This is a genomic window from Desulfovibrio piger ATCC 29098, from assembly GCF_000156375.1.
GTDB lineage: Bacteria > Desulfobacterota > Desulfovibrionia > Desulfovibrionales > Desulfovibrionaceae > Desulfovibrio > Desulfovibrio piger.
Genome location: NZ_DS996351.1, coordinates 349,099 through 371,055, shown reverse-complemented (window position 1 = coordinate 371,055; position 21,957 = coordinate 349,099). Strand labels below are relative to the sequence as shown.

Below are 21,957 nucleotides of genomic sequence, written 5' to 3'. Positions count from 1 at the left end.
ACTCCTCACCAAACATCATCCGCGCATGGGCTGACTGAGCGTCACCCAGACACTGCCGTTGACAGAGCGCACCTCACGCACGTTCTTCAGCTCGTGCCTGCGTGCCAGATCCCCCAGCGTCAGGCCGATCCGGGCAAGATTCCCGGCCCAGTCGTCCGTTGCGATGGAAAGCCGCATCTCGCGGTCTTCCAAATATATCTCGATACCCCGTGCGGGGCTCACCGTGATCGACGCAATGGCCCCTGCCTCCACCGGCAGGCTGCCCGCATGCAGATCCTTCATGAATCGCGGCAGGTAGGCTACGTCATCCTCGGCCCCCGTTTCCACGGTCAGCGTCGGCAGGGAGAGGAAGTTGCGGCTCTCCACCGGGGCGATGGCCTCGCCGGATTCATTGGCGTAATACAACACCCCGTCCTTGTGGACCCAGAAGGTGGGCATACGCTCCTTGATCTTGATGACGAAGCGGTCCGGCAACAACCGTTTGACCGAGACCTCTTCCACCCAGGGCGTGGCACGCAGCTTGCGCTCCACTTCGGCGATGCTGACCGCCAGGGAGTTCTCCCCTTCCTTCAGGCCGCCGTATTGCAGGACCATCTCCCGCGACAACCGGACATTTCCGGCCACGTCGATATGCCGCGTGGCGAAAAAGTCACTGGTCGTGGCCTTGCCGTACAGCCAGATGGAGCCGGCACACAGACCTGCCACAGCCGCGACCAGCCCTGCCAGCAGGAGCAGGACGCAAAAAAAACGCTGCACACGCCCGCCCTGCAGCTTGCTCCAAAGGGAGAACTGCCGTTTTTCCCTCGCCGGCTTGGTCCGGTTGCGGGTATTGGGGCGGGAAGCGGTGCTGCGACTGGGAGCAGGCGTCGAACTGCCGCTGTAAGAACGCGTATTGCGCCGGTTTTTTTTCAGCGAAAAGGTCACGGCACGATCCTGACTTCCGTTTCCAGCGTGATGCCGAACAGCTCCAGCACCCCCTGCCGCGCACTCTCGATCAGCTCGAACGCGGCGCTCGCGCTGCCATTCCCTTCATTTATCAAAAAATTGGCATGCATGGTCGAAAAAGCCATCCCACCGAGCCGCCTGCCGCGAAAGCCGGCCCTATCCAAAAGGATGCCGGCTGGTTTGTCCGGGGCCGGATTTTTGAATACGCAGCCCGCACTCCACGCTGTCACAGGTTGTTTAGACTTTTTCTCGCAAATATTGCGATGCATGAGTTTAGAAATGCCATCCCTGTCAGTCTTGGTCAAGTCAAATATGGCTTCGAGCACAAGAAAACCGTTTTTTCTGCCGTCCACCAGCAAGGTTCTGTAACCATACTGCAGTTCCGCTGCCGGGAAGACCTGCGGGCGACCATCAACAACAGCCTTGATTTCCAAGAGATTCCTGCATGTCTCGCAACCGTAGGAACCCGCGTTCATGGCCACGGCCCCCCCGACGCTCCCGGGGATGCCGACAAGGCCCTCAAGACCGCCGAAACCCCGCCGGGCACAAAAACCGAGCAGGCGCGGCAGGGGCACGCCCGCCCCTACCCGCACATGGGCCCGCTCTTCAGATTCCCAGACGACTTCGGGGCCTTCCTTGATTGCAGAACGAAGCAGCACGACTGGTAATTCACCATCGCGGGCAAGCAGATTCGTGCCCGCGCCAATGATGAACGGGCTCCCGCCCAGCTGCTGCAACCGTTCTGCCAGCAGCGGATAATCCTCGGCACGCTCAAGCACCAGTTCAGCGATGGCCCGGCCCCCGAGATGCAGTGATGTCCGCTCTGCCAGCGACGGGGACAGGATCTCACGCATCCTTGCCGCCCTCCAGCCAGGCAGGGCCCACACGGGTGATGGTACCGGCCCCCAGGGTCAGCAGCACGTCACCGGGCTTCAGGATATCGTCCAGGCCCTTGACCATGGCGTCGATGGTCTGGAAGTAGGTGACAGGGGTCTCGGAGACCTGACGCATGCCCTGGGCCAGGCTCTCGCCGGAGACACCGGGGATGGGCTTTTCGGAAGCGGCGTAGATCTCCGTCAGCACCAGCTGGTCCACCACATCGAAGACCTTGCAGAACTCGCCGAAATGGGCCTGGGTGCGGCTGAAGCGGTGCGGCTGGAAGGCCACCACCAGACGGCGATTGGGGAAGACCTGCCGGGCCGTGGCCAGCGTGGCCGCGATCTCGGCCGGATGATGACCGTAGTCATCGATGACGGTCACGCCATTGCGTTCGCCCTTGAATTCAAAGCGACGTCCCACGCCCCGGAAGGTGGCCAGACCTTCCACGCAGCGCTCGAAGGGGATGTCGGCAGCCGTGGCGGCGCCGATGGCGGCCAGGGCATTGAGGATGTTGTGGCGGCCGGGATGGGGCAGAGTCACTTCGCCCAGCTTCTGGTCATCGCGCCAAACCTCGAAACGGCTGGTCATGCCCGATTCCAGCAGCACGGCACGCAGCTGGTTGTCGGCGGCGAAGCCGTAGGTCAGCACCGGACGCTTGACGCGCGGCAGCAGGGCCCGCACGCCGGGATCATCGCCACAGACCACGTTGAGGCCGTAGAACGGCACCTTGTTCATGAACTGGACGAAGGCGTCGTCGATGGCCTGCCGGGTCCCGTAGTGGTCCAGATGGTCTTCGTCCACGTTGGTGACCACGTTGATGATGGGGAACAGGCAAAGGAAGGAGCCGTCGGATTCATCGGCTTCGGCGATGAGGTAGTGGCCGCTACCCAGATGGGCGTTGGTGCCGTAGACATTGAGACGCCCCCCGATGATGACCGTGGGGTCCAGACCGGCCGTGTCGAAGATGGAGGCCGTCAGGGACGTGGTGGTGGTCTTGCCGTGCGTACCGGCAATGGCCACGCCCTGGCGCAGGCGCATCAGTTCGGCCAGCATCTCGGCGCGGGGGATGATGGCGATGTTGCGGCGACGCGCTTCCACCACTTCGGGGTTGTCCTCGGCGATGGCCGTGGATTTGACCAGCACCTGCACGTTGCCCACGTTCTCGGCCGCATGGCCCACGGCGATGCGGGCCCCAAGACTGCGCAGATGTTTGACCACGGCCGAATCGCTCATGTCCGAGCCCGAAATGTCATAGCCCAGGTTGAGCAGGACTTCCGCGATGCCGCTCATGCCGGCGCCGCCGATGCCCACCATGTGAATCTGCCGAATCTTGCTGTCCATATGTCTCTCTCTATCCAGAAGAAGATGTTGTCGTGAACTTACCGTGCGCACACGGTCTCCAGTTCCGCGGCCACCAGCTCCGCCGCGCGGACGCGGGCACAGCCGGAAGCCGCCGCCGCCATGGTGCGCAGCCTGCCGGTATCCTGCAACAGGTCCGTGACCTGCGCCATAAGGCCGTCGCTCTCCATGCGGGCCTCGGGCAGCATCAGGGCCGCGCCCTCGGCCACCAGGGCCTGGGCGTTGCGCGTCTGATGGTCATGCACCGCATAGGGGAAGGGCACCAGCACCGAGGGCAGGCCCGCGGCGCAAAGCTCGGCCACGGTGGTGGCTCCGGCGCGGCACAGCACCAGATCCGCCCAGGCATAGGCCGAAGCCATGTCATCGATGAAGGCACTCACACAGGCCGGATCATAGCCCGCCGCCGCGTAGGCCTCGCGGGTCGCGGCCTCGTCGCGTACGCCGGTCTGGTGGCGTACTTCGATGCCCGCGGCACGCAGGGTGTCGAGATGCCGACACACATGCACGTTCAGGGCATGGGCCCCCAGCGAACCGCCCATGACCAGCAGGCGCTTGCCGGAAAAATCATGCTGCCGCCCGGCCAGGGCCACGACGGCGGCCCGCACGGGATTGCCCGTCAGTACCGTCCGGGAGGCATCGAAGCCCTCGGTCCCCGGCAGGGAAAGGCAGATGCGCCGGGCAAGACGTCCCAGGATGCGGTTGCTCATGCCGGCGATGGCGTTCTGCTCATGCAGCACCGTGGGCACACCGGCCAGACGGGCCGCCAGCATGGGCGCGAAGGCGGCATAACCGCCAAAACCGGCCACCACCTGGGGGCGGAAACGCCGGATGATGCCCCGGGCCCGGCAGACGGCGCAGGCCATGCGCCCCGCAGCGGCAAAGGCCCGCAGGCCACGCCCCAGGAAGCCGCGCACCGGCAGGCCGATGAAATCGATGCCCGCCGCCTGGGCCAGACGCTGTTCCGGACCGTACTGCGACCCCACGAACAGCAGTTCCACACCGGGATGGCGCAGACGCAGGGCTTCCGCCACGGCCAGCGCCGGGAAGATGTGCCCGCCGGTGCCACCGGTGGTTAAGAGGACTCTTTCCATATGCTCCCCTCCTTGCCCGTGGCCGTGCGAGAAAAATTCATGAGCAGGCCCACGCAAAGCATGGTGGCCATAAGATTACTGCCGCCGTAGCTCATCAGGGGCATGGGCACGCCCTTGGGCGGCGCCACCCCCATGACCACGGCCAGGTTCATGACGGCACCCATGGCCAGGATGACCGTCAGGCCAAAGGCCGTCAGCCGGTCACGCAGTTCGGTCTGGCGCATGATGATGCGGTAACAGCGCCAGAACAGCAGACCGAACAGCAGCATGACCACGGTGATGCCCACAAAGCCCAGCTCCTCGGCCAGCACGGCCATGATGAAGTCGTTGTGGGCTTCGGGCAGATAAAACATCTTTTGCCGGCTGGCGCCCACGCCCACGCCGAAAAAGCCGCCCGAGCCGATGGCCAGCAGGGACTGCACCAGGTGGTAGCCCGTATCGGTGGGATCGGCGAACGGATCCAGAAAAGCCAGCAGACGGCGCAGACGGTATGGCTCGAGGATGGCCAGGGCCATGGCGCCGGCGCAGGCCAGGATCATGGCGAAGAACAGATAGATGAAGCGTGTGCCCCCGGCCAGACACATGAAGAACAAAATGCTGGCCACCACCACGGCGCTGCCGAAGTCGGGCTGCAACAGCAGCAGGCCGCAGAACAGGCCCGTCACGGCAAAGGGCGGGATGACGCCCCGGCTGAAGGTCTTGACCAGTGCCTGCTTGGAACTCATGAAATAGGCCAGATACAGGGCCAGGGAGATCTTGACGAACTCCATGGGCTGCAGGTTCACGGGCCCCAGAGGGATCCAGCGCTTGGCGCCGTTGATGGACGGCGTCAGGGGCGACAGGGTCAGCAGGAGCAGGAACAGGGACAGGAAGATGGCCGGATACTGCAATTTGTAGAGCCAGCTGCGGGGCATGAGGGCCGCGCCCCAGAGCACGAGGCCCCCGCCGCAGGCAAAGATCAGCTGGCGCTTGAAAAAGTAGTATTTGTCACCGTTGACCTGCTCGGCCACGATACCGCTGGCCGACAGCACCATGATGAGGCCGATGGCCAGGATGATGAGCATCAGGGTGAACAGCCACCAATCGAAGCCTTCAAAACTCACTTTGCCCAGGGCACGCGAGATGCCCCCGCCCTGGGGAGCGGATTCTTCCTTTTTCTTTTCCTTCCTGCTCAGGAACATGTTCTTCATGCCAGGCTTCCCACGATGCGCTTGAAGTCGTTGCCGCGTTCCACATAGTTACGGTACTGGTCAAAGCTGGAGGTCGCCGGTGCCAGCAGGACCACATCGCCCTCCCCCACCTTGTCCTGCAGGGCCAGGACAGCGTCTTCCATGCGCTCGTGCCAGCACAGGGGCACCACGCCCTGCCAGGCCGCCTCGAAGATCTCGCGGCTGGCCCCGTACAGGTTCACGCTCTTGGCCTTGCGGCGCAGCAGATCCTTCATGCCGTCCAGATCCCCGCCCTTGAACTTGCCGCCGCACAGCAGGTGCACGGGATGGTCCATGGCTTCCAGCGCCACTTCCAGAGCGGCCACCGTGGTGCATTTGGAGTCGTTCACATAGAGCACGCCGTGCACGCGGGCCACGGATTCCAGCCGGTTGGGCAGGGGTTTGAAGGCAGCCACCGCGCGGGCGGCGTTCTCCAGCGTCACGCCAAAGGGACGGCAGGCCTGCCAGGCGGCCTCGGCATTGAACTGGTTGTGTTGGCCGAACAGCGGGCAGTCGGGGAAGCGGCCTTCAGGCCGGATCCAGACCTTGCGGGCCCTGAGACCGAAACGGGCGGCGGTCTCTTCCAGCTCGGGCGCCAGCACCGCCAGATCCTCTTCCGTCTGGCAGCGGAACAGGCGGAACTTGGCCTCGATGTATTCTTCCATGTCCTTGTGGTAATCCAGGTGGTTGGGCGAGATGTTCAGCACCACGGCCACCCGGGGATGGAAGGTGGAGCAGCACTGGAGCTGGAAGCTCGAGGTCTCCAGTACCAGCACGTCGGCCTTTTCGCCGGAAAGCAGATATTCCGAAAGGGGCGTGCCGATATTGCCGCCCAGAAAAACACGCAGGCCCTGCTCCCGCAGCATGGCCGCCGCCAGGCTGACCGTGGTGGTCTTGCCGCTGGTGCCGGTCACCGCCAGCACGGGCTCGCCGTCAAGGGCGCGCCAGGCCAGCTCCATCTCGGCCAGGATCTCGGTACCTTCCGCATCGGCGTGGGGGCCCATCATCTCGCGCAGGCGCACCACGGGCAGGCCGGGGCTGGGCACCACCAGCTTCGCACCGGCAAAAAGCTCCGGCCCCTGGTCCCCCAGCACCAGTTCGATGCCTTCCGCGCGCAGGGCCGCGGCCTGCGCTTCGTCCAGCGCCTGGGGATTGCTCTCCAGCAGGCGCACCCGGGCGCCCTGCCGCAACAGAAGACGGGCCGCTGCCTTGCCGGAACGCCCGGCGCCCACCACTACAGCCAGTTCACCGGCCTTGATGCACCGGCCACGATCTTCATTCTGAGCCATGTCACATTCCTCGCGGATAAGATATTGCCGCGCACTGCACCGGCAGGAACGGCGGACAGGGTAAAAACAGCGAGCGGGCTCCGGCTGCCGCACAGCCGGAGCCCTGCCGCCATCAGCGCAGTTTCAGTACCGATAGGGCCACCAGCCCCAGCAGTGCGGACGTGATCCAGAACCGGATGATAATCTTCGATTCCGGTATGCCCTTCAGTTCAAAGTGATGATGCAGGGGCGCCATGCGGAACAGGCGTTTGCCGCCCGTCCAGCGGAAATAGCTCACCTGCATGATGACCGACAGGGTCTCGGCCACGAACAGGCCGCCCACCACGGCCAGGATGAGTTCCTGCTTGCAGAGCAGGGCCAGATAGCCGAGCACGCCGCCCAGAGCCAGCGAGCCCACGTCGCCCATGAAGACCTGGGCCGGATAGGCGTTGAACCACAAAAAGCCCAGCCCCGCGCCCACCAGGGCCGCGCAGAACACCGTGACCTCACCGACGCCCGGCGTATAGGGCAGCAACAGATAGTTGGCGAAGCGGGCATGGCCCGTCACGTAGATGAAGATGGCGAACACGATGCCGGCCACGATGCAGGGCCCGATGGCCAGACCGTCCAGACCGTCGGTCAGGTTGACGGCATTGGATGAGGCCACCATCACGAAGACCCCGAACGGCAGGTAAAGGGGGCCCAGATCAGGCGCCCAGTCCTTGACGAAGGGGATGCTCAGCTGGCTGGAATAGCCGGGGTCCATGACCAGGAAGAGCATGGCCACCACGGCCACCACCAGCTGGCCCGCCAGTTTGGCCCGGCCGCTGATGCCGCGGTTCTCGGCATGGCGCAGCTTGGTCATGTCGTCCCAAAAACCCACGGCCGCGAAGCCCCAGAACACCAGCAGGGTCTGCCAGATATAGAAGTTGCCCAGATCCGCCCAAAGCAGCAGGCTGACCGTGAGGCTGAAGAGCATCAGCAGGCCGCCCATGGTGGGCGTGCCTTCCTTGCAGGCATGGGCCGTCACTTCATGCAGGATATGCTGGCCGCATTTGAGGCGGCGCAACCAGGCGATGAACCGGGGGCCCAGCAGGATGGAGAGCACCAGGGCCGTGATGAGCGCGGCCATGGAACGGAAGGTGATGTACCGGAAAACATTGAGCGCCGTCCATTCGGACGCCCACGGTACCAGCAGGTTATACAGCATCTACAGACTCTCCGTACGGCTGCCGGGCAGCCAGTCGCTCTGCTCCAGAGCTTCAAGCAATTCTTCCAGATGGTTGCCGCGCGATCCCTTGAAGAGCATGAGGCCCCCCTGCTCTCCCGTATCGGCGGGCAGATGTTCGCGCAGGGCCTGCACGAAGGCCTCGCCGGAATCCACGGGCAGGAACTTGCCCGTGTACAGGCCGTGTTCCAGCCCGTCCCGCACGGCATCGGCATGGCCGCCGCGCCAGAAGACCAGCACAGGACGCAGCTGGGCCAGATGCCTGCCCAGGCGTTCATGCTCCCGGTCAGCCACGCCGCCCAGTTCGCGCATCTCGCCCAGCACCACCACGAAAGGCCGTTTCTGGGCGCTTTCCGCCGCGGCGTCAAGCATGCGGGCCATGGAAAGCGGATTGGCATTGTAGGTATCGTCCACGATGTCCCAGTTGCCGCGACGGCTGCGGGCAAAACGCTGCGGCGGCAGCTGCGCATCGGCGAAACCGGCGGCGATCTCCTCGGCGGTCAGGCCCAGCATGTGGGCGGCCGCCGCCACGGCGATGCAGTTCTCGGTACCGTAATCGCCGCGGAAGGGCGCGATCACGTCGCAGGGACGGCCGTCCAGCCACAGCCGGTACTGCCCGTGCACGCCATCGCTGCACCCGGCATAGGCCGCACGATAGGAGAGCGGGCGCCCGCTGGCCGTGAAGAAGAGCACGTCGCCGAACACGGCCCGCGCCTCGCGGACGAGGTCGTCATAGTCGGCGCTCACGAGGGCCTGGCCTTCGGGGGCCAGATGGGCCAGCAGACGGGACTTGTGCCAGGCCACGCCGCGTTCGCCCAGGCCTTCGGTATGGGCGGCGCCCACGTTGAGGATCAGGGCCAGGTCGGGCTGGAGGATGGCCCCCAGCTCGTCCATGTCGCCTTCATGGCTGATACCGGCCTCGAAGACCCAGAAATCCTCGTCCCCGTCGGTCTTGAGCATGCACAGGGGCATGCCCACCTGATTGTTGAGGTTGAGGGCATTGCAGGCGGTCTTGCCGCGCCGCGACAGCACATGGGCCAGCAGCTCCTTGACCGTGGTCTTGCCGGCGGAGCCGGTGATGCCCACCACCCGGGCGGAGGACTTGCCGCGCCAGAGGGCGGCCACGGCCCCCAGGGCGCGCACCGTGTCCTGGACCAGCAGGACAGGCACGGACAGGCCTTCCAGCGGACGGGCGGCCAGCACGGCCACGGCGCCCTGCTCCACGGCACGGGCGGCATAATCATGGCCGTCCACACGCTCGCCGGCGATGCAGACGAACAGGCTGCCGGGCACGGCCTCGCGGCTGTCCGTGACGACCGAAGTGACCGTCACGCTGCCGTCGGCCACCTTCACATCCCGGGCGCAGCCCAGGCAACGAACGATTTCAGCAAGATCTAGGCGCACCCCAACAGCTCCCGCACCACTTCCTGATCACTGTAGTGATGTTTGGTGCCCTGAATGATCTGATAATCCTCATGGCCCTTGCCGGCGATCAGCAGGGCATCATCGGGACCGAGCATCTCCACGGCCTTGGCCGTGGCCTTGCGGCGGTCCACTTCCACCACGACTTCCCTGTCTTCGCGCAGACCGGGCAGCACGTCCTTGAGGATGGCTTCCGGATCCTCGAAACGGGGATTGTCCGAGGTCAGCACGGCCACGTCGGAATAGCGGGCCACCGCTTCGCCCATGATGGGGCGCTTGGTGCGGTCACGGTTGCCGCCGCAGCCGAAGACCGTGACGATGCGCTTGAAACCGGCACCGCGCAGGGCCTTCAGGACGTTGACCAGAGCGTCCGGGGTGTGGGCGTAGTCCACGAAGACGTGCAGCTTGCGGGCATTGGGCACCCGTTCCAGACGGCCGCACACACCGTGGAAGCCTTCCAGATGGCGCAGATCGTCCGGCATCAGGCCCAGTTCCAGGGCCAGGGCCTGCACGGAGAGCAGGTTGGAGGCATTGAAGGCCCCCACCAGCGGCGAACGCAGCTCCCACTGCTGGCCGTCCAGATGCATGCGCAGATGACAGCCGTCCGTACCGGCGGACAGCAGCTCGCCCCACAGGTGGCGCTGCTGCGGGAGCGCCTTTTGCAGGCCGAAGGACAGGGCACGCGGGCACAGTTCCAGCAGGCGGCGGCCCCAGGGGTCATCGCCGTTGATGGCCATGACCTTGTCGGCGCGGGGCAGCTCCAGGAACAGGCGGGACTTGGCCCGGAAATAGCTCTCCATGTCCTGATGGAAATCCAGATGGTCCTGGGTCAGGTTGCTGAAGGAAGCCCCGGCAAAGGGCACCCCGCAGACACGCTGCTGTTCCAGGGCGTGGGAAGAGACCTCCATGACGGCGATGTCCACCCCGGCCTGCGCCATGGCCGCCAGCATGGCGTGCACGCGCAGGGGGTCGGGCGTGGTCAGGGGCGCGGCCTCGCAATGGCCGGGCCAGCGGTAGCTCACCGTGCCCAGCACGCCCACCTTGTGTCCGGTGGCCGTGAACAGATGCTCCAGCAGGTAGGCGCTGGTGGTCTTGCCGTTGGTGCCGGTGACGCCCAGCACGCGCAGCGGCAGGCTGCCGGTATGCCAGCGGGCCTCGGCCAGACGCCACAGGGCCTCGCGGGGATCGTCATGATGGACCACCGTGCAGCCGGCGGCGCGGGCGGCCTCGGCTTCGGCCCCTCCGGGCAGGCAGACGATGGTGGACGCACCGGCCTCCACGGCCGGCGGGATGAAACGGGCGCCGTCGGCATTGACGCCAGGGACAGCCACAAAGATGTCCCCCTTGCCGACTTCACGCGAGTCGGAGCGGATCTCCCCTCCCTCACGGCGCACCTTATCGAGCAATTGTTCGAATTCGCGATTCACGGTTACCTCTCCGAGAGCCACAGAATGTAAGTGACGTTTTCTCCTTCCTTGGGCCAGGCCGTGCCCGGCGGCGGGCTCTGCCTGACCACGCGCGTGCCGGTCCCCTTGAGTTCCGGCACGATCCCGGCGCGGGCGAAAAGTTCCACGGCGTTGCGCACCGTCTTGCCCTTGACGTCGGGGACCCGGCTGGAGGCCTTGGCCAGATGGCCGGGCTGCTGCATGGACGCCGGACGGCTGGTCTGAACGTCTTCCTTGGCCAGGAAGGGCACGTCCAACCGCGAAAGCTTGAGGCCGCGCTGACGGCCCTTGTCCTTGTCCGGCTTGTCGTCCTTTTCCGCCTGACTGGTGGCATCAGGCACGATGGCGCCGCTGTAGGTGATGGCGCGCGAGGCGATCTCGCGGAACACGGGCGCGGCCACCACGCCCCCATACTGGTTCTTGGTGGGTTCGTCCACCAGGACCACGATCAGATAGCGGGGATTGTCGGCGGGCAAAAAGCCCACGAAGGAGGCCAGACGCTTGGCGCCGTAGGAGCCCGCCTTGTGGTCGGCCTTCTGGGCGGTACCGGTCTTGCCGGCCACTTCCACCCCTTCGATGCGGGCCCGCTTGCCGGTGCCGTCCTTTTCTTCCACCACGTCGCGCATCATGCCCATGACTTCACGGCAGACACGCTCGGAAAAAATGCGTTCGTAACGCTGTTCCACATTGACCTGCTCGCGCAGCAGGCGCAGCGGCTTGTAGACCCCGTTGTTGAGCAGGGTCAAGTAGCCCTGCGCCATCTGCAGGGCCGTGACGGACACGCTCTGCCCGAAGGAAGCGGACATGAGGTCGGCCTCGCTCCAGGAACGGGGCTGGCGCAGGATGCCCCGGCTGTCGGCCACGGGCACGCAGGTGCTCTCGCCGAAACCGAGGGCGCGCAGGTACTTGTAGAGCGTGGGCGAACCCAGCTCCAGACCGATCTTGGCCATGCCGATGTTGGAGGAATAGCGCAACACCTTGTGCGCGGGCAGCACGCCCTGCCGCGAGGTGTCGCGGATGGTCACCTTCTTGATCTCCCACTTGCCGTTCTCGCAGTCGATGGCCGTATTGCGGTTGATCTTGCGCTCCTGCAGGGCCGAAGCCATGACGAAGGGCTTGAAGGTAGACCCGGGTTCCAGAGCGTCGGAGGCCAGCCGGTTGCGGTAGATCATGGGGCTGGACTGCCGGTAGGTATTGGGATTGAAGAAGGGATACTGCGCCCAGGCCAGGATGTCGCCGCTAGGCACGTCCACCACCAGGGCCCCGCTCCAGCGGGCATCGAAATCCCGGGCGGCACGGGCCACGGCCTCTTCGGCGATGAACTGCAACTGCACGTCCAGGGTCAGCATCAGATCCTCGCCGCGGAGCTCGTCCTTGCCTTCTTCATGCAGGTAAAAACGGCGGCCCATGGCGTCGCGCTGCACCACCATGCGGGTGGGCGTGCCCGCAAGACGGTCGTCCAGCGAACGTTCCAGGCCTTCCAGGCCCTTGTCGTCCACGCCCACGAAGCCGAGCAGCTGCCCGGCCAGATGCTTGAAGGGATAGACGCGGTCGTATTCCTTGGAAAGGCCTATGCCGGGCAGGCCCGCCTTGCGCACGGCCTCGGCGGTGTAATCGTCCACCTTGCGGCGCACCCAGACGAAACGGCGTTTGGTCTTGGAAAGCTCGTCATAGAGCTTTTGCGGCTCGATGCCGAGGATGGGCCCCAGGGTGTTGGCCATGGTCAGGAAATCCTGGATCTCCTGCGGCCGGGCATAGACGGAACGGGCCTCCACGCTGCGGGCCAGCACCTGCCCGTTGCGGTCCATGATCATGCCGCGCTTGCCGGTGACCAGCTCCGTGGCCATATGCTGGCGGCGGGCCTTGTCGGCCAGACGCGGGCCCTCGATCATCTGCAGATACCAGGCACGGCCCCACAGGCCCAGCCACAGGACGCAGAATATGGCTACGACAGCGGCGATGCGGGCCTTGGCCCAGTCCACCCTGTCGACCCAGCTCAGCCCCCTGTTCTTGGGCGCAACAGAAACACGCCGGGCCCCACCGCTGCGTACGGTACGCGATACGGTACGGCCCGGACGACGTTTCTTGTCTCCGGTATCGGATGAGAATTTGAACATGCGTCCCCCGCTTGTGATGCTTGCCGGCTAGTGCGCTTCCATACGCCGGACCTGCCCCGGCTTCGGCTCCTTCATGCCGATCTCCTCCGCCTTGCGGCGCAGCTCGTACGGGGAAAGAAGACGCTCCCGCTCCACTTCCAGCTTGGCGCGCAGGGCCTTGCGTTCCTGCAACTTGTTCTGGGCGATATTGATGAAGTAGGTGGTATCGATGCGCTCGATATTGCTCCAGACCAGGATCAGACACATGGTCATGCAGGTCAGCAGTCCCAGCGCCAGCAGGAGCAGCCAGCTTTTGGTCTGGACTTTGCCCTGTCCGCGGAACGGCAGCCCGACCGACAGCTTCTTCATGAAACGGCCTCGGCTATTTTCTCCACGGCCCGCAGTTTGGCGCTGCTGGCACGCGGATTGACGGCCAGCTCGTCATCGTCGGCCTGTACGGGCTTTTTGTACAGGATCTCGACTTCCGGCACATGGTGGCACACGCACACCGGCACATGCCGGGGGCAACGGCAGCCCTCGGCCCAGTAGCGCATGGTCTGCTTGACCATGCGGTCTTCCAGGGAATGGAAGGAAATGACTGACAGACGGCCGCCCAGGGACAGACGGCCCAGGATGGCATCGAGAAAGCGGCGCAGTTCGCCCAGCTCGTCGTTGACGGCCATGCGCAGGGCCTGGAATGTGCGCGTGGCAGGATGGCGGCGGGCCTTGGCGCGCCACGCGGGCGGATAGGCCTTCTCCACCAGGGCCGCCAGCTGGGCGGTGGTATCGATGGGGCTTTTCTGGCGAGCATCCACGATGGCCCGGGCTATGCGCCCGGCCTGCGGCTCCTCGCCCAGAGTGGCGATGCATTCCTTGAGGCGGTCGAAATTCTCGCGATTGACCCAGTGCCAGGCCGAAGGCGCGCCGGAATGCTGGTCCATGCGCATGTCCAGAGGCCCGTCCCCGTAAAAGCTGAAGCCGCGTTCCGCCTCGTCCAGCTGCAAAGAGGAGACGCCGATATCCAGCAGCACGGCATCGACCTTCTCCCAGCCCAAATCGTCGAGGGCTTCCTCGAACTGGCTGTAGCGGCAATGGTAGGTATGGACGCGATCACCAAAAGGTTCCAGCCGGCGCCGGGCCAGTTCCAGGGCTTCTTCGTCCCGGTCCAGGGCGCAGAGCTCCGCCATGGGGGCCGCCTGCAACATGGCGCAACTGTGCCCGGCCATGCCGAGCGTGCCGTCCAGGATGCGCACGGGGCGATCCCTTCCGGCATCCAGCACGGGCTGCAGGGCCGCAAGGGTTTCCTTCATCAGGACAGGGATGTGCAGATCAGCCGCATTTCGTTCCTGTCCCTGCTGCTGCATGGTCATGCTTACCTCTAAAGAGCTATATCAAGATGACAGGCCGCCACTTCATCGCTGACGTCTTCCACCAGCAGGGCATCGAAGCGGGCCTGATCCCAGATCTCGAACTTGTCCGCCATGCCCACCAGTACCACGTCCTTTTCCAGACCGGCGGCACGCATCAGGGGCTGCGGGATACGTATGCGGCCCTGCGCATCGGGGACCATCCGCTGCGCAAGACCGAGCAACTTCGTTTTGACGTGGGAAAGCTTCATGGAAGGGAGGGGGACGCTGTTCAGCTTTTCGACGATGGCTTCCCAATCCGCAGGCATGTAGGCCTTGAGGCCTCCGTACAGACCTATGGTCAGCCAGAAGGAACCATCCCCGGCGGCCAGCAGGGCATCCCTGTACTCTGGCGGCAGCAGCAGACGGCCCTTGGCGTCAAGATTGCGATATGCGCTCTGGATAAACAGATTTGCCACCGATCCTACCACCTGTCGCCCACTATTTACCACGTTTTCCCACTTATGCCCCACCCTTTCCCCCGCTGTCAAGGGAACATGACGGGACGGTGACAATCGTATAATTTTATTTGCCAATCATTCCAATAGGCTGCCTTCGGCATGCCGCAGGACGCCCCTGCCCGCTGCCGCCGCGCCTGCCGCTTGACAACCCGCTGGAAAGCCCGGATAGTTTCTTCTGGACATACAGCTTTATTAGAGAAAGTCCGTGTCCCCGCACGGGCATGAAAGGAATAAAGATATGAGAACCAAAATCGTCGCCACCATCGGCCCGGCTTCCAATTCCAAGGAAAAGCTGCGTCAGCTCGTCGAAGCGGGCGTCAGCGTCTTCCGCCTGAACTTCTCCCACGGTTCGGCCGCGGATTTCGTCCGTATCATCAATGACATCCGTGAAGTGGAAAAGGAGCTGGGCAAGCCCATCACCATCATGCAGGACCTGTCCGGTCCCAAGATCCGTCTGGGCGTCGTGCAGGAAAAGACCATCCAGGTCACCAAGGGCATGCGGCTGCTGCTGGGCCTTTCCGACCAGCGCACCGATGAGATGCCCTTCCTGCCCTTCGACCATCCCGAGATCCTGGAGACCCTGGAGCCCGGCGACCGCATGGTGCTGGCCGACGGCGGCCTGCAGTTCACCGTGCAGGAGAACCGCCCCGACGGCCTGGTGCTGCTGGAAGCCAACAACAGCGGTCTCGTGACCTCGCGCAAGGGCCTGGCCCTGCCCGGCAAGGCCACCAAAGTGCGCGCCCTGACCGAGAAGGACAAAAAGGACCTGAGCGACGGCCTGGCCCTGGGCGTGGATGCCGTGGCCATCTCCTATGTGCAGACGGCCGACGACGTGCGCGAAGCCAAACAGCTCATCGCCGCCTCGGGCCGCCGCGTGCCGGTGGTGGTCAAGCTGGAGCGCCAGAACGCCGTGGACAATCTGGACGAGATCCTGAAGGAGACCGACGTCATCATGGTGGCGCGCGGCGACCTGGGCGTGGAATGCCCCCTGCCCCTGCTGCCCGCCCTGCAAAAGCGCATCATCCGCGCCTGCAACGCCATCTCCAAGCCGGTCATCGTGGCCACGCAGATGCTGCTCTCCATGGTCAACAGCCCCGCCCCCACCCGCGCCGAGACCACGGACGTGGCCAACGCCGTGCTGGACGGCGCCGACTGTGTGATGCTCTCCGAAGAGACCGCCATGGGCAACTTCCCGGTGGAGACCGTGCAGTACATGCGCAAGATCACCGACGAGGCCGAAAAGCTGCTGGTGGATGACCGCAAGCTGGAAGAACCGTCCGCCAACAAGGGCATCCCGGAATTCCTGGCGTACTCCGCCTGCCTGCTGGCCGAAAAGGCCCACGCCAAGGCCATCGTCTCCCACAGCCTCAGCGGTGCGTCGGCCCGTCAGGTCTCCAGCCGCCGTCCTCCCCAGGACATCTATGCCCTGACCCCCGACCCCGTGACCATCAAGGCCCTGAACTTCGTCTGGGGCGTGCACCCCGTGTTCGTCGCCGATCCGGCCAGCGACCCCAGCCATCTGAGCCGCGCCGAGAACTTCATCCACAACAGCCCGGACTTCCTGCCCAATGACTGCGCCGTCATCACCGCCGGCCAGCTCAAGGGCTCCACGGCCACCCCACGCGGCACCAACCTGGTCAAGATCTACTGGAAATAAGGCTGACCAAGCGGCATCATCTGCCACCTTCAAGGCCGTCCCCAACGGGACGGCCTTTTTCATGCCCAAAATCAAGATTTTAACATGCCAAAATAATTTGTCTTTTTTTTCATTCAAAAAAATATCTACTTTTTTCATTTTTTTGTTTGACAAGAGGGCCGGTTTTGCGTAGGTTCCATTTTCGCGATGGGCTGTCGTTCAATTGGCAGGACGGCGGATTCTGGCTCCGCTAATCAAGGTTCGAGTCCTTGCAGCCCAGCCATCACAACTTCATAGTGCGTCCCCATCGTCTAGCCGGCCCAGGACAACGGCCTTTCACGCCGTCGACAGGGGTTCAAATCCCCTTGGGGACGCCAACGAAATCATGCCCTTACGAAGAATCGTAAGGGCTTTTTTCGTATCTGGGACGATCCACGGACCAAGGCCGGCCTCCTCAGCGTACAGGCCGAATGCCTCCAACAAGGAAGCAACACTGCGCTGAACATTATCATGCCGCCATCCATCTCCTCCCACTCCCCCCTCGTCATCTCCGCCAGCCGTGCCACGGACATCCCCGCCTTCCACGGGGAGTGGTTCATGGCCCGGCTGCGGGCGGGCTTTTGCCGTCGGCGCAATCCCTTCAACAGCCGGCAAGAGAGCCTCATCTCCTTTGCCCGCACGCGCGTCTTCGTCTTCTGGAGCAAGCATCCCGCGCCCTTCTTGCCGCATCTGGCGGAGATCGCGGCCACAGGGCGGCAATTCTACTTCCAGTACACCCTCAATGCCTACGAGGCCGAGGGGCTGGAGCCCGGCCTGCCCTCCCTGTGCCGCCGTCTGGAGACGTTCAAGCGGCTGGCGGACGCCATCGGCCCGCAGCGGCTCATCTGGCGTTACGATCCTCTCATCGTGGGCGGCCGCCTGAGTACGGATTCGCTGCTGGAACGCCTCGACCGGCTGGGGCGGGAGCTTTCCCCCTATACGGAAAAGCTCGTCTTCAGCTTCGTGGACATGTACCGCAAGACCGCCGCTGCCCTACACAGGCTCGATCCGGCCTACCGCGCGCCCACGGTGGACGAGATGCGGGAACTAGCCCGGGGCATCGCGTCCCTGAACGCCGGCTGGCCGCACCGGCTGGAGCTGGCCACCTGCGCCGAAGGCATCGACCTGAGCGCCCTGGGCATCCATAAAAACAAATGTATCGATGATGTCCTCATCCGCCGCCTTTGCCCGCAGGATGCACTGGTACAGGCGGAGCTGGCACCCCGCCGGCAGCTCTCCCTGCTGCCCGGCATGGCGACAGCCGCCAACGCCCCCAAGGATACGGGCCAACGCACGGCCTGCGGCTGCATCCCCAGCAAGGATATCGGCGCCTATGACAGCTGCCCGCACTCCTGCGTCTATTGCTACGCCAACCGTTCGGAGCAGGCGGTGCGCGCCAACCTCCAGCGCTGCCGCCAGCAGCAGCCCGAAATGCGGGAAAGTCTGCTGCCGTAAGGCGGTGTGCCGTGGGGCCGCAGGGGCATCCATCCGTCGTGAACAATTTTGCGGCTTATTTGTTTAGTGTAAATTATAAAAATATTTCCCCGCCGCTTGCCTTGTCCGGAAAGAGCATTTGAATTTTTTTGCCCCCTGGCCTACACATCATCCCAGACAACCAAGCAAAGGAATGCTCATGCCGACAAACCGTACCTCTGATGCCGCAGCGCGCGGCAAAGGCCGCCCGCGTACCTTCGACCGGGGCCTGGCCCTGCACCGTGCGCTGGAGGTCTTTTGGCAGCAGGGCTACGCCCCGGCCTCTGTGGCATCCCTGTGCAAGGCCATGAAGATCAATCCCCCCAGCCTCTACGCCACGTTCGGCAACAAGGCCACGCTCTTTCTGGAAGCCCTGCGCCATTACGAGCAGACTTACTGGGAGGCCCCGGCCCAACGCTTTCTGGCCGCCCCCGACATCTATGCGGCGGTCGAGGATTTTTTCCAGGAAGCCGCGCAGATCCTGCTTTCCCCGGAAACGCCCTGCGGCTGCATGGTGGTCCTGGCGGCCGTCAACATCGCGGCGGACGAGAAAGAGATCATCGAGACCGTCCGCCAGCTCCGTCTGGCCACCAAGCAGATGTTTGCCGAAAGGCTCCGCCGGGCCATCAACGACAAACAGATCCCCCCGGATACCGATGTCCCGGCCCTGGCCGGTGCGCTGAACACCCTGCTCGAAGGCCTGTCCCTGCAGGCCCGGGACGGGCTCTTCCAGTCCGAGCTCAAAGCCATCGCGGCCCACGCCGTCCGCATGCTGCCGCCGCGCCTCCCGTAGGCCGCAGGCCTGCCTGTCCTTCCCGCTCTTCCGCTGTCCGTACATCTTAGTCCTGTTGCCGCTTTTCCTGTTGCCTGTTCCTGGGCACCAGGTGGCGCAAAGGTATTGACATTTTCTTAGTGATTATTACAAAAATATCCATGCGGACACGACAGCCATCATCCGTCCGCCGGAAGAAAACAAAAGGCATGGCCACTCCTCCACGCCCGCAAGCCCGGGCAGCGGGTCCAGCCACAGCAAATGGCCAAAGCATGCTCCGGCCTGACCCGGCAGGATACGCGCGGAGCCATGCCACAACCACAGTGCCGCCTATGCGGCACAGGAGGAAACATCATGAGCAAGAAGATCCTCATCCTCAACGGAAGTCCCCGCAGCAAGGGCAATACGGCCATGCTGTGCGATGCTTTCAGCGCCGGTGCCCGAAGCGCGGGCCATCAGGTGACCCGGTTCGACCTGCACAGGCTGGACATCCACGGCTGCCTGGGCTGTGTGAAGGGCGGCAAGGACCCCGCAAGTCCCTGCGTGCAAAAGGATGATATGGGGCTCATCTACCCCGCCTACCGGGAAGCCGACATCATTGTGCTGGCATCGCCCATGTATTACTGGGGTTTTTCCGGCCAGCTGAAGACGGCTTTTGATCGTCTTTTTGCCGTGGCCGAATGCTTCCCCGGCTATGCCAATCCCCAAAAAGAGTGTGCGCTCATCATGGCGGCCGAAGGCAACAGCGCAGACAACTGGAAGCCGGTGCTGGACTACTACCACGCGCTCCTGGGCTTCCTCGGCTGGAAAGACCGCGGACAGGTCCTGGCCGGCGGTGTGTTCGAAGCCGGTGCCGTAGCAGGGCAGCCTGTTCTGGATCAGGCGTTCCGCTTTGGGGCCTCGCTGTAGGCCTGTCCCGGACAGTCCCGCTTTTTCCGTGACGCCGTACCCGCTGCGGCGTCACGGCCATTTATCACGCACATACGTACCCCGCGCCTGCCCCGATACGACATCCCGCCCCATGCTGGCCGGCCAGCGCACAAATCCGGGGCATCGCCGCCAGCGCATCCCCTCCTCTTCCCTAGGCTCACGGCACGCTGCCGCATATCTTCCCGTCCGCCTGTCAAAGGCTGACGCCAGCGTGCCTGCCTGTCCCCATCGGGCAAGGCGCTTCTTCCCAAGCGGCTCCTGTACGGCTGGCGGGCCTCCCAAGCCTGCACTTCCCCTCTTGCACAGCACGCCGATTTTCTGCATTCTTGTCGCGTTTTTCCCGACCTTTCTGACTGCTGTTCAGCAGGATATCCCATGGAAACGATTCGCTGGAACATGAGCCCCGCAGAGATCGAGCAGGAAAGCTTCCGCCGCATCGAGGCCGAATGCGACCTGCATCGCACCCTGTCCGCCCCGCACTGGCGCGTGGCACGCCGCCTTATCCACACCACGGCGGACATGCACATCGCGGATACCCTTGTTTTCCGCCACGATCCGGTGTCCGCCGGGCTGGCCGCCCTGCGCCGCAAGGCCCCCATCTTCTGTGATTCCCAGATGCTGCGCTCCGGCCTGTCCCTGCCCAAACTGCGCATGCTCCATCCGGGCTATGGGCCTGAAGACCTGCATTGCTACATCACGGACCCCGATGTGGTGGAACGGGCCCGCGCCGAAGGCCATACCCGCGCCCTGTGCAGCGCCGAAAAAGCCCGCCCCCTGCTGGATGGCGGCATCGTGCTCATCGGCAACGCACCGCTGGCCCTGGCCCGCATCGCCCGCTATATCCTTGAAGAAGGCGTCCGCCCGGCCCTGGTGGTGGGCATGCCCGTGGGATTCGTCAACGTGGTGGAATCCAAAGAACTCCTGGGCCGCTGCCCTGTGCCCCAGATCGTGCTGGAAGGCCGCCGCGGCGGCAGCGCCCTTGCCGTCACCACCCTGCACGCCGTCATGGAGAGTGCCTAGACCGCCATGGGCCGCAAAGACCACACGTCCCTGCGCTGGGGCTATTCCACCGGCGCCTGTGCGGCCGCGCTAGCCGTGGCCTGCTGGCAGTCCCTGCGGACGGACACGCCACCGGCCGTGGTGCCTGTGCTGTTCGGCGACGGCAAGGAGCGTCTCCTGCCCCTGTGGCCGCCCGCTCCGGGCCGCATGGCCGAGATGGTCAAGGACGGCGGCGACGATCCCGACTGCACGCATGGTGCGGTGCTCTTTGCCCGCCTTTCCGCCTGCGCGCCCGAAGATGCCCGGCCGGAGGACCATCGCCTCGACATAGGCGCGGCCGTGCTCATCCTGCGTGCCGTGGAAGGTATCGGCCGCTGCACACGGCAGGGCCTGGACTGCCCGCCCGGCAAATGGGCCGTCACCGGCGGTCCCCGTCGTCTGCTGGCTGCAAACCTTGCCCGTGCGGGCATGGCTGCAGGCTCCTGGCTGCTGGAACTGGGCGTGGAGAACGGCGCGGAGCTGGCCCGCCACACCCTCAATCCCCGGCTGGGCGTGGAAGGCGGCATCTCCATCCTGGGCAGCACCGGACTGGTGCGGCCTTACAGCCACGCCGCCTATGTGGAGACCGTGCGCCTGTGCGTACGGGCCCGGCAGCGCAGCGGCGGCCGCGGGATGGTCTTCTGTACCGGCGGCCGCACCCAGGCGGGAGCCCGTCGCCAGCTGCCCCAGTGGCCGGAAAGCGCCTTCGTCTGCATCGGGGACTTCATCGCCGACAGTCTGGGTATCGCCGCCGGCCATCAGATGCAGGAAGTGGTCGTGGCCTGCATGGCAGGCAAGCTCTGCAAATATGCCGCGGGCTTTGCCAACACCCACGCCCATCAGGTGGAACAGGACATGGCCCTGCTGCGCCGTCAGGTGCGGGCCTGCCTGCCCGGAGAGACTGCCCTGCACGAAGCTTTGCACCACAGCGCATCCGTGCGCGAGGCCCTGCTCTCCATCCCCGAAGCCGGACGTCTGCCTGTGCTGCACGGACTGGCCCGGGCGGCCCTGGAACATTTTTCCCGCCGTGCTCCCGCTGTAGCCTCCCTGCACCTGCTGGTCTTCGACTTTGACGGCGCCTTTCTGTTCAAGGAAAGCCTGCGGCAGGCTCCCGGCACGGCCACTGCCCCCCTGCCGCTCCCGGACGACGGCACGGACGACAGCCCGAAAGACACGTCTCCTGACGGACAGGCCCCGGACATCGGCCTGCGCTATTTCATCGACAGGCCCTGACCGCCCTGAGGCCGGAGCCTTTTACCTC

At 64.7% G+C, this 21,957-nt stretch carries 19 protein-coding genes and 2 tRNA genes; 8 read left to right on the top strand and 13 right to left on the bottom strand.

Annotation, left to right across the window (positions count from 1 at the left end; translation table 11 throughout):
* Nucleotides 1-15 precede the first annotated feature (15 nt).
* From DESPIG_RS01480 to DESPIG_RS01420, 13 genes are all read right to left on the bottom strand, one after another.
* Nucleotides 16-756, bottom strand: a complete 741-nt coding sequence (locus DESPIG_RS01480; RefSeq protein ID WP_006004117.1) for a cell division protein FtsQ/DivIB — start codon at nucleotides 754-756, stop codon at nucleotides 16-18.
* Nucleotides 757-920: 164 nt separating this feature from the next.
* On the bottom strand, nucleotides 921-1,799 hold the full coding sequence (gene murB, locus DESPIG_RS01475; RefSeq protein WP_006004115.1) for a UDP-N-acetylmuramate dehydrogenase: 879 nt from the start codon (nucleotides 1,797-1,799) through the stop codon (nucleotides 921-923).
* Nucleotides 1,792-3,165, bottom strand: a complete 1,374-nt coding sequence (gene murC / locus DESPIG_RS01470) for a UDP-N-acetylmuramate--L-alanine ligase (RefSeq protein WP_006004113.1) — start codon at nucleotides 3,163-3,165, stop codon at nucleotides 1,792-1,794. The genes murB and murC overlap by 8 nt, the downstream gene beginning before the upstream one ends.
* A gap of 38 nt (nucleotides 3,166-3,203) precedes the next feature.
* Nucleotides 3,204-4,274: an undecaprenyldiphospho-muramoylpentapeptide beta-N-acetylglucosaminyltransferase gene (gene murG / locus DESPIG_RS01465; protein ID WP_006004111.1), complete on the bottom strand. Its 1,071-nt coding sequence runs from the start codon at nucleotides 4,272-4,274 to the stop codon at nucleotides 3,204-3,206.
* A complete protein-coding gene (ftsW, locus tag DESPIG_RS01460) occupies nucleotides 4,256-5,464 on the bottom strand; it encodes a putative lipid II flippase FtsW (RefSeq protein WP_006004109.1) in 1,209 nt (402 codons plus the stop codon). Before ftsW ends, murG begins: the two co-directional genes overlap by 19 nt.
* Nucleotides 5,461-6,771, bottom strand: coding sequence for a UDP-N-acetylmuramoyl-L-alanine--D-glutamate ligase (gene murD / locus DESPIG_RS01455; protein ID WP_006004108.1), 1,311 nt, complete (start codon nucleotides 6,769-6,771; stop codon nucleotides 5,461-5,463). The genes ftsW and murD overlap by 4 nt, the downstream gene beginning before the upstream one ends.
* Before the next feature lie 112 nt (nucleotides 6,772-6,883).
* Nucleotides 6,884-7,960, bottom strand: coding sequence for a phospho-N-acetylmuramoyl-pentapeptide-transferase (gene mraY / locus DESPIG_RS01450; protein WP_006004106.1), 1,077 nt, complete (start codon nucleotides 7,958-7,960; stop codon nucleotides 6,884-6,886).
* A complete protein-coding gene (locus tag DESPIG_RS01445; RefSeq protein WP_006004104.1) occupies nucleotides 7,961-9,382 on the bottom strand; it encodes a UDP-N-acetylmuramoyl-tripeptide--D-alanyl-D-alanine ligase in 1,422 nt (473 codons plus the stop codon). It abuts the gene before it with no gap.
* Nucleotides 9,373-10,827, bottom strand: coding sequence for a UDP-N-acetylmuramoyl-L-alanyl-D-glutamate--2,6-diaminopimelate ligase (locus DESPIG_RS01440; protein ID WP_040368940.1), 1,455 nt, complete (start codon nucleotides 10,825-10,827; stop codon nucleotides 9,373-9,375). The genes DESPIG_RS01445 and DESPIG_RS01440 overlap by 10 nt, the downstream gene beginning before the upstream one ends.
* 2 nt (nucleotides 10,828-10,829) lie before the next feature.
* Complete coding sequence (locus DESPIG_RS01435; RefSeq protein ID WP_040368939.1) at nucleotides 10,830-12,962, bottom strand: penicillin-binding transpeptidase domain-containing protein; 2,133 nt, start codon at nucleotides 12,960-12,962, stop codon at nucleotides 10,830-10,832.
* Nucleotides 12,963-12,989: 27 nt separating this feature from the next.
* Nucleotides 12,990-13,310 (bottom strand): hypothetical protein, encoded by a 321-nt coding sequence (locus tag DESPIG_RS01430; RefSeq protein WP_006004099.1) that lies wholly within the window; start codon nucleotides 13,308-13,310, stop codon nucleotides 12,990-12,992.
* The gene (gene rsmH / locus DESPIG_RS01425; protein WP_006004097.1) at nucleotides 13,307-14,311 is read right to left on the bottom strand and encodes a 16S rRNA (cytosine(1402)-N(4))-methyltransferase RsmH; all 1,005 of its coding nucleotides are present in this window, start codon (nucleotides 14,309-14,311) and stop codon (nucleotides 13,307-13,309) included. Before rsmH ends, DESPIG_RS01430 begins: the two co-directional genes overlap by 4 nt.
* A gap of 8 nt (nucleotides 14,312-14,319) precedes the next feature.
* Nucleotides 14,320-14,766, bottom strand: coding sequence for a division/cell wall cluster transcriptional repressor MraZ (locus DESPIG_RS01420; protein ID WP_006004095.1), 447 nt, complete (start codon nucleotides 14,764-14,766; stop codon nucleotides 14,320-14,322).
* Nucleotides 14,767-15,046: 280 nt separating this feature from the next.
* Between DESPIG_RS01420 and pyk the strand changes: the two genes are divergently transcribed.
* The 8 genes from pyk to cbiD all read left to right on the top strand — a co-directional run bounded on the left by pyk (nucleotide 15,047) and on the right by cbiD (nucleotide 21,929).
* Nucleotides 15,047-16,465, top strand: coding sequence for a pyruvate kinase (gene pyk, locus DESPIG_RS01415; protein WP_006004091.1), 1,419 nt, complete (start codon nucleotides 15,047-15,049; stop codon nucleotides 16,463-16,465).
* A 187-nt stretch (nucleotides 16,466-16,652) separates the two neighbouring features.
* Nucleotides 16,653-16,727, top strand: a tRNA-Gln gene (locus tag DESPIG_RS01410).
* Nucleotides 16,728-16,744: 17 nt separating this feature from the next.
* Nucleotides 16,745-16,821, top strand: a tRNA-Glu gene (locus DESPIG_RS01405).
* A 133-nt stretch (nucleotides 16,822-16,954) separates the two neighbouring features.
* Nucleotides 16,955-17,938 (top strand): DUF1848 domain-containing protein, encoded by a 984-nt coding sequence (locus DESPIG_RS01400; protein WP_006004089.1) that lies wholly within the window; start codon nucleotides 16,955-16,957, stop codon nucleotides 17,936-17,938.
* A gap of 178 nt (nucleotides 17,939-18,116) precedes the next feature.
* Entirely contained in the window at nucleotides 18,117-18,749 is a 633-nt protein-coding gene (locus tag DESPIG_RS01395; RefSeq protein WP_147589229.1) for a TetR/AcrR family transcriptional regulator, read from the top strand.
* A 333-nt stretch (nucleotides 18,750-19,082) separates the two neighbouring features.
* Nucleotides 19,083-19,637, top strand: a complete 555-nt coding sequence (locus DESPIG_RS01390; protein ID WP_006004083.1) for a flavodoxin family protein — start codon at nucleotides 19,083-19,085, stop codon at nucleotides 19,635-19,637.
* Nucleotides 19,638-20,033: 396 nt separating this feature from the next.
* Entirely contained in the window at nucleotides 20,034-20,678 is a 645-nt protein-coding gene (locus tag DESPIG_RS01385) for a precorrin-8X methylmutase (RefSeq protein ID WP_006004080.1), read from the top strand.
* Between the two features lie 6 nt (nucleotides 20,679-20,684).
* Nucleotides 20,685-21,929, top strand: a complete 1,245-nt coding sequence (cbiD, locus tag DESPIG_RS01380) for a cobalt-precorrin-5B (C(1))-methyltransferase CbiD (RefSeq protein WP_006004078.1) — start codon at nucleotides 20,685-20,687, stop codon at nucleotides 21,927-21,929.
* The last annotated feature ends 28 nt before the right edge of the window (nucleotides 21,930-21,957 follow it).